The sequence below is a fragment of the Steroidobacter sp. genome (assembly GCF_036402275.1).
Taxonomy (GTDB): domain Bacteria; phylum Pseudomonadota; class Gammaproteobacteria; order Steroidobacterales; family Steroidobacteraceae; genus Steroidobacter.
Genome location: NZ_DASWTF010000022.1, coordinates 31409 through 39580 on the forward strand (window position 1 = coordinate 31409; position 8172 = coordinate 39580).

Here is an 8172-nt window from a genome sequence, read left to right on the forward strand (position 1 = left end):
CTCATGACATCTGGAATTCGTCCTGTGGCGGTCATGATTGGGTGCGCCGTCGTCACTATCCTGGCCGCCTGTGCCAAACTGCCCGCGGTCGAGGCGACAGCGAGCAACGAACGCTACAACGTCGACATACGCTGGACCGCGCACGGCGTGCCGCATATCAAAGCAGAAAACTGGGGCAGTCTCGGTTATGGCCTCGCGTATGCCGTAGCCACGGATGCCGTGTGCACGCTGGCGCGTGAATTCGTGATCGTGCGGGGCGAACAATCGAAGTTCTTCGGTCCCGAGGAAGGTCGCCTCGAAGCTGACATCTTCCACAAATCGGTCATCACGGATCAGGCGCTCGCCCACGCGGCGGCACGCCTTCCGCAGGAGATGACTGCTCTCCAGGAAGGTTACATCGCCGGTTACAACCGTTATCTCGCGGACCACGGCGGAGAGAAGTTGCCGGCGAGTTGCCGCAATCAGCCCTGGGTACGTCCCATCGATGGATTGGACATGGCGCGCATCGGCATCGGCGTCGGCGTCCGCTACGGCGTCGGTCGCTCACCCTCTGCAGTCGCCAACGCCGCGCCGCCCGACAAAGGCGCCAAGGAGCAGAAAGTCACATTGCTACCGTCGTTCGCGGACGACGTGACGATGATGGGCTCGAACGCCATCGCGTTCGGCAAGCGCGCCACGACCAACGGCAAGGGCCTGATGCTCGGCAACCCGCACTATCCGTGGTCGGGCGGCAGTCGTTTTCACATGGCGCATCTGACGATCCCCGGGGAGATCGACGTGATGGGCGTCGGCTTGATCACGACTCCGTTCATTGGCATCGGGTTCAATCGCGACGTCGCGTGGACGCACACTGTTTCGAGTGCGCTCCGTTTTACGTTGTATGAATTGCAGCTCGACCCCAACGATCCGCTGTCGTATCGCTATGGCGAGGACACTCGCAAGCTCACGCCGCGCACGGTCACTGTTGAAGTGCGCCAGCCGGATGGCTCGCTGAAGACTGAAGAGCGGACGACCTATCACAGCCACTTCGGGCCAGTGCTCGAAGATGGAGACCTGCCCTGGACTCGCGAGCGCGCGTATGCGATTCGCGATTCCAACATCGATAACAATCGTTCGCCCGAGCAGTATTTGAAGTTCGCGCGCGCCAAGAACGTCGACGACATTCTGGCGGCGCTGCAGACCAGCCAGGGCACGGCGTGGGTGAACACCATCGCGGCGGATCGCCATGGAAAGGCACTCTACGCCGATCTCTCGGTGGTGCCGAACGTCGATGGACAGCTGATCAAGGCGTGCTCCAGTCAGTCTGTGCAGCGCTGGGGCGCGTGGCGGGTGGTGGTGTTGCGAGGGGCGCCGGATTGCGAATGGCGTGTCGATCAGCGAGCTCAGCAGCCGGGCATCCTGCCGCCGGAACAGTTGCCGCATTTGATGCGCGACGATTACGTGACCAACTCCAACGACAGCTATTGGCTATCGAACCCGCAGCAGCCGCTGGAAGGTTATTCGCCCATTATCGGCTCGGAGAAAACCGAACGTTCGTTGCGGACGCGAGCTGGTTTAGTGATGGTGAACGAGGTACTGCAGGCCAAGGAGTCGAACCGCATCGATGCTCAGCGGCTGCAGGACCTGCTGTTCAGCCATCGTAACTACAGCGCGGAGCTGGTGCTGGATGAGGTGCTCGCTGTCTGCAAACGAGAGCCGAAGTCGGTGAAGCTGGATAAGGATGCTGTGGATGTCACCAAGACCTGCGAGGTCCTGGCCGGGTGGGACCGCAAGCAGAATGTCACGAGCCGCGGCGCGCAGGTGTGGACTGAGGCGTGGCCGTTGATGAGTGCGACGCCCAATCTCTGGAAGACGCCGTTCGATGTGAATGATCCGGTGCACACACCGAGGCAGATCAATGTCGAGGATGCGAAGGTTCGCAAGGCGGTGATGACGGCGCTGGCGACGGCAACGAAGAGTTTGAATGACGCACAGATTCCGCTCGATGCGCCGTGGGGCGAGGTGCAATACACCGAACACAACGGCGAAAAGATCGGCATCCCCGGCGGCGCGCACGCGACGGGAATGTTCAGCATGATCGGCGCGAAGCTCGCACCGGGGAAGGGCTATACACCCATCATCACCGGCAACAGCTGGATCCAAGTAGTGACGTGGACCGACGCCGGCGAAGTGGACGCTCGGGGTCTGCTGACTTATTCGCAATCGGAAGAGGCGGATTCGCCGTTTGTGGTGGATCAGACGAAGTTGTATTCGATCGGTCAATGGCTGCAGCTGCCGTTCACCGAGGCGGAGATCGCGGCGGATAAGGAGTTACGCTCGCTCGCCTTGAAAGGTAACTAAGAGCTCGCGTCTGTGGCTCGCGTCGCGGTATCGGGAAGGCAGGCGGCAGCGCTGAACCTTTCTTCCCGTTGCCAACCTCTTACGCGCGGGCGCGAGTGGGTAAGAGGCCGCGAAGTTTGCTGCGGAGGTCGGCTTCGCGGTACGGCTTGGCGAGCATATCGGCGCCTTTCTCCGGGGCGGCGTAGGAGCCGGAGTAGCCGGTGGCGTAGAGGACCGGGAGTTGGGGGCGGCGTTCGCGGGCGAGGCGGCCGAGCTCGAAGCCGTTCATGCCGCCGGGCATGACGATGTCGGTGAACAGCAAATCGATGTCCGACTCGCGGTCGACGAGCTCCAGTGCGCGGTTGCCGTTGTCCGCTTCGATGACGTTGAACTGCAGTTCTTTCAGCATCGCCGCCGTCACGGCTCGTACGCCGGCATCGTCCTCGACCAGGAGAATGGTTCGATCTCGCCCGGACAACGACAGATCTTCCCCAACGCTGGCGCTGGCCGAGGGAGCCGTCTCGGTGCGCGGCAAATAAATGCGGACGCTGGTGCCACGGCCCGGCGTGCTGATGATCTTCACATGGCCGCCCGATTGTTTGACGAAGCCATACACCATGCTCAGGCCAAGGCCCGTGCCATGTCCCATGCGTTTGGTCGTGAAGAACGGTTCGAGCGCGCGCTCCAGCACCTCGGGCGTCATGCCGGCGCCCGTATCGGTCACACACAACAAAACGAAGTCGCCCTCCGGAAGATCGGCATCGCGCTCGGCGCGGCTGACGTTGCGGGCTTCGATAGTTAAGGTGCCGCCGTCCTGCATGGCGTCGCGGGCGTTCACGGCCAGATTGATCAGTGACGATTCGACCTGCGCCGGATCGGCGAGCACGTTCCACAAGTCATCCTGCACGAGCACGTCGATGACGATTCTTTCGCCGAGCGTGCGGCCGAGCAGCTTGGTGATATTGCGACTCACCTCGCCCAAATTCACCGCGCTGGGCTGCAACGGCTGACGGCGCGCAAAAGCCAGCATTCGACGCGTGAGCTCGGCGCAGCTCAACGCGCCAGTGAGCGCCATCTGCGCGCGATCGAAGTTCCGGCCGGTGCCCTTCAGCGCGCGAGCCAGCGAATCGAGATTGCCGATCACGACTGTCAGCATGTTGTTGAAGTCGTGCGCGATACCGCCGGTGAGCTGTCCGACCGCCTCCATCTTCTGCGATTGAATCAGCTGCTGTTCGACGCGGCGTCGGTCGGTGACGTCGAGGCAGCTGCCGAAGATCTCGAACGGCCGCCCCTCGTGACGGATCAAAACCGCGCGATCCAGGAACCAGCGATGCGAGCCATCGGCGCACAGCCAGCGATATTCGGTGGACATCCCGCCAACCACCGGGATGCTCGCCACTTCGTTGAGCACCCGATCGCGATCGTCGGGATGAATACGATTCACCCACAGATGCGGATCGTTCAAAACCTGATTGGGCGTGAACCCCACCAGGTCCGCGATGACGTCGCTGATGAACCGCGGCCCGGAGAAGCCGCCGTCCACACTGGCGCTGTACAGCGCGATTGGCAACGAGCGCACGATGGCCGTCTGGCGCTCCTCGACCTGGCGCAACTGACGTTCGGCTTCGAGCTTCTCCTGGCGGATACGCAGGTTCTCTTCCTGCAGGAAACGTTCGAGCGCGGCCTTGCGCTCCACCTCCGCACTCTTGCGATACAGATCGATCAGCACCGCGACTTTGGAGCGCAGGATGACCGGATCGACCGGCTTGAAGACATAGTCGACCGCGCCCATCGAGTAGGCGCGCGCGATGTGCTCGTCGTCGCGATCGATGGCGCTGACGAAAATGATGGGGATGTGTCGCGACCGTTCGCGACGCCGGATCAGCTCGGCCGTGGTGTACCCGTCGAGGCCCGGCATGTTGGCGTCGAGCAGGATGACCGCGCATTCTTCTCGCAACAGGAAGCGCAACGCATCCTCACCGGACGCTGCTTCCACGACGGTCTCTTCGAGCTCGGCCAGCACCTGCGACAAGGCGAAACGATTGTTCGCTTCGTCGTCGACGATGAGAATGGTCGCGCGCGTCGGCAGGGCCGGCAGCTTGCCAGTAACATCCGTTGCCGGCGCCGCATCGGCAGCACCAGCAATATGGGGGCCGGCGAACTGAGGACCGTTGTTCAAACGCGCCGCAGCCACACGCGCATCATCGAAACCAGCTGGTCGACATCGACCGGCTTGGAAATGTATTCCGAAGCGCCCGCGTCGATGCATTTTTCGCGGTCGCCTTTCATGGCCTTGGCGGTAATGGCAATCATGGGCAGTTTGCGGAAACGTTCGTTACGGCGGATTTGGCGCATGGTCTCGTAACCATCCATGTCCGGCATCATCACATCCATCAGCACCATGTCGACGTTGGGAGTCTCGTTCAACATGGCGATTCCTTCGCGGCCGCTCTCGGCGTGCAGCACTTCGATGTCGTGCTGTTCGAGCACGCCGGTCAGCGAGAAAATATTACGGATATCGTCGTCGACGATCAGCACTTTGCGCCCGGCGAGACCGGGCTCGCGGCGTCGCGCCTTCTCGATGATCATGCGCCGGTCTTCGGGCATGTTCTCGACGAACCGGTGCAGGAACAGCGCGGTCTCGTCGAACAGCTGCTCGGGCGACTCCGGGCTCTTGAGAATGAAGGACTCGACCAGGTTGCGCAGCTTGGCCTCGTCGGCCGGGTTCAGATCCTTGGCCGTGTGAATGATCACCGGCAGGCGGCGCGAGGTGTCGCGACGGATCGTTTCGATCAACTGCACGCCGTCCATGTCCGGTAGCACCAGATCCAGGACGACGCAGTCGAAATGGTTGTTCTGCAGCGCCTGCAACGCCTCGCGACCGGTCGTCACGCGCGTGAGGTGCACGTCGCCATTGCCAATCAACTTCTGGATCTCACCGCTCTGCAGGTCGTCGTCCTCCACCAGCAGCAGCTCTTTCACTTTGCGGGCGATGAACTCCTCGCTGCGGGCCAGCGCCGTTTGCAAGGTCGCGTGATCCACAGGCTTTTCCAGCACGGAGAACGCGCCCATTTGCAGACCGCGCTCGCGTGGATCGTCCACCGAGATGATGTGAATCGGAATGTGCCGCGTCTCGGCGCTACGCTTGAGAATGTCCAGCAGCCGCCAGCCATCCATGTCCGGCAGATTGATGTCCAAGGTGATGACGGACGGATTGAACCGCCGCACCAGCGGCAACGCCCCGCTACCCGTCGCGGAAACGACGGCCTTGAAGCCGCGATCGTGCGCGAGATCGAGCAGGATGCGACCGAACTTCACATCGTCCTCGATGATCAGCAGCACGCGATCGCCGGACTGAATATTCTGTCGGTCGTCCGTCAACTCGGAAGCGACCAGCAACGGCGTCGACTCCCGACTCACGATGATCGACGGCGTCGGCGCAAGCGTGTACGCACGCGGCGGAGGGTCGACCGTCGTTGTGGTCACGGCCGCCTTGGAGAAATCGTGCGTCATGGGCAAGTACAGCGTGAACGTGCTGCCCTCGGTCGGCTTGCTCTCCACGGTGATCTCGCCGCCCAGCAGACGACAGATTTCGCGGCTGATCGACAGACCGAGACCGGTGCCGCCATATTTGCGGCTCGTGGTGCCGTCGGCCTGCTGGAAGGCTTCGAAGATCACGCGCAACTTGTCGGCCGCGATGCCGATGCCGGTGTCGTGCACCGAATACGCGACCACCGACGACGCCGAGTTTAGCGACTGGTTGGAAGGATTCCAGCCGTTGCTGGCGCGATAGATGGACAGCTCGACGCCGCCCTCGTGGGTGAACTTGAACGCGTTCGACAGCAGATTCTTGAGGATCTGCTGCAAGCGTTTTTCGTCGGTGATCATGGTCCGCGGCAGCGACGGATCGAGCTCGATCTTTAGCTGCAGCTTGCGGTCGCTCGCCACCTGCTCGAAGCTGCGTTGCAAGTTGTCGACCACTTCGGCGAAATGGACGGTGCTCACGTCGAGCGTGACCGTGCCGGATTCGATCTTCGACAGGTCGAGAATGTCGTTGATGAGCGCCAGCAGCTCGGTGCCCGCGCGATTGATGGTCTGCGCGAACTCGATCTGCTTGCCCGTGAGATTCGCATCGGCGTTGTCGGCGAGCAGCTTGGAAAGAATCAGCAGGCTGTTGAGCGGCGTCCGCAGCTCGTGCGACATGTTCGCCAGGAACTCGGACTTGTACTTGGACGTGAGCGCCAGCTGCTCGGCCTTTTCCTCGAGCATTTCCTTGGCGCGCTCCACTTCCTGATTCTTGGCTTCCACCTGCTTGTTCTGCCAGGACAGCAGATTGGCCTTTTCCACCAGCTCTTCGTTCTTGCCGCGCAACTCCTCCTGTTGGGAGCGCAGCAGGTCTTCGGAGCGTTGCAAGGTCGTGGCCTGCTGCTCCAGCCGGTCGTTGGTTTTCTTCAGCTCTTCCTGCTGGCTCTGCAACTCGGCGGTCAGCAGCTGCGACTGCGCCAGCAGCGCTTCGGTCTGCATGTTCGCGGCCAGCGTGTTGAGCACGATGCCGATACTTTCCATCAGCTGATCCAGGAACAGCGTATGGATGGTGCTGAAGCGCTCGAACGAGCCCAGCTCCAGCACGGCCTTCACTTCGCCTTCGAACAACGCCGGAAGCACGATCACCGTGGAGGGTTTGGCTTCACCCAAGCCCGAGGTGACCCGCATGTAGTCGTGAGGCGCGTCGGTCAGCAGCATCGAACGTTTCTCGACGGCGCATTGACCGATCAGACCATCGCCGAGTCTGAGCTTCTGCGGCGGACGACGGCGATTCGGCGCGGCGTAGCTCGCGACCAGTTCCAGAACGTTTTCGCCGCCGTCCTGGCGCGTGAGATAGAACAACGCCTGGTGCGCGTTCACCAGCGGTACGAGCTGCGACAGGATCAGGTTCGACACGTGGCGGATGTCGCGCTGGCCCTGCAACAGGCGGTTGAAGCGAGCGATGTTGGTCTTGAGCCAGTCCTGCTCGTTGTTCTTTTGCGTGGTGTCCTTGAGGTTACGAATCATCTCGTTGATGTTGTCCTTGAGCGAGGCCACTTCGCCCGAAGCTTCCACCGTGATGAATCGCGTGAGATCGCCCTTGGTCACGGCCGTCGCCACTTCGGCGATGGCGCGCACCTGCGTCGTGAGATTCGCGGCGAGCTGGTTCACGTTGTCGGTCAGGTCGCGCCACAAACCGGCGGCGCCCGGCACGCTGGCCTGGCCGCCGAGCTTGCCTTCGGTGCCCACTTCGCGCGCCACGTTGGTCACCTGGTCGGCGAACGTCGCGAGCGTGTCGATCATGCCGTTGATCGTGCTGGCGAGCGCGGCGATCTCGCCTTTGGCTTCCACGACCAGCTTTCGTTTCAGATCGCCCTGCGCCACCGAGGTCACGACCTCGGCGATGTTTCGGACCTGGCCGGTCAGGTTCGCGGCCATGTGGTTCACGTTATCGGTGAGGTCCTTCCAGGTGCCGGCGACGCCTTCGACTTTCGCCTGACCGCCGAGCTTGCCTTCGGTGCCGACTTCGCGCGCGACGCGGGTGACTTCGGACGCGAATGAATTGAGCTGGTCGACCATCGTGTTGATGGTGTCCTTGAGCTCCAGGATCTCGCCCTTCACCTCGACAGTGATCTTCTTCGACAAGTCACCGCGCGCCACGGCGGTGGTCACCTCGGCGATGTTGCGCACCTGGCCGGTGAGGTTGCCGGCCATAGCGTTCACATTGTCGGTCAGATCCTTCCAGGTGCCGCCCACGCCCGGCACCACCGCCTGGCCGCCGAGCCGGCCGTCGGTGCCGACCTCGCGCGCCACGCGCGTCACCTCGCC

3 protein-coding genes are annotated in these 8172 nt (G+C 62.4%); 1 reads left to right on the plus strand and 2 read right to left on the minus strand.

Annotated elements, in window-relative coordinates:
• Nucleotides 1-3 precede the first annotated feature (3 nt).
• Complete coding sequence (locus VGD45_RS11125) at nucleotides 4-2340, plus strand: acylase (protein ID WP_331155368.1); 2337 nt, start codon at nucleotides 4-6, stop codon at nucleotides 2338-2340.
• A 79-nt stretch (nucleotides 2341-2419) separates the two neighbouring features.
• On the opposite strand, the gene VGD45_RS11130 is transcribed toward VGD45_RS11125, so the two are convergent.
• Entirely contained in the window at nucleotides 2420-4513 is a 2094-nt protein-coding gene (locus tag VGD45_RS11130; RefSeq protein ID WP_331155369.1) for a response regulator, read from the minus strand.
• Nucleotides 4495-8172: response regulator (locus VGD45_RS11135; RefSeq protein ID WP_331155370.1), on the minus strand; the 3678-nt coding region annotated here is incomplete at its 5' end. The genes VGD45_RS11130 and VGD45_RS11135, both read right to left, overlap by 19 nt.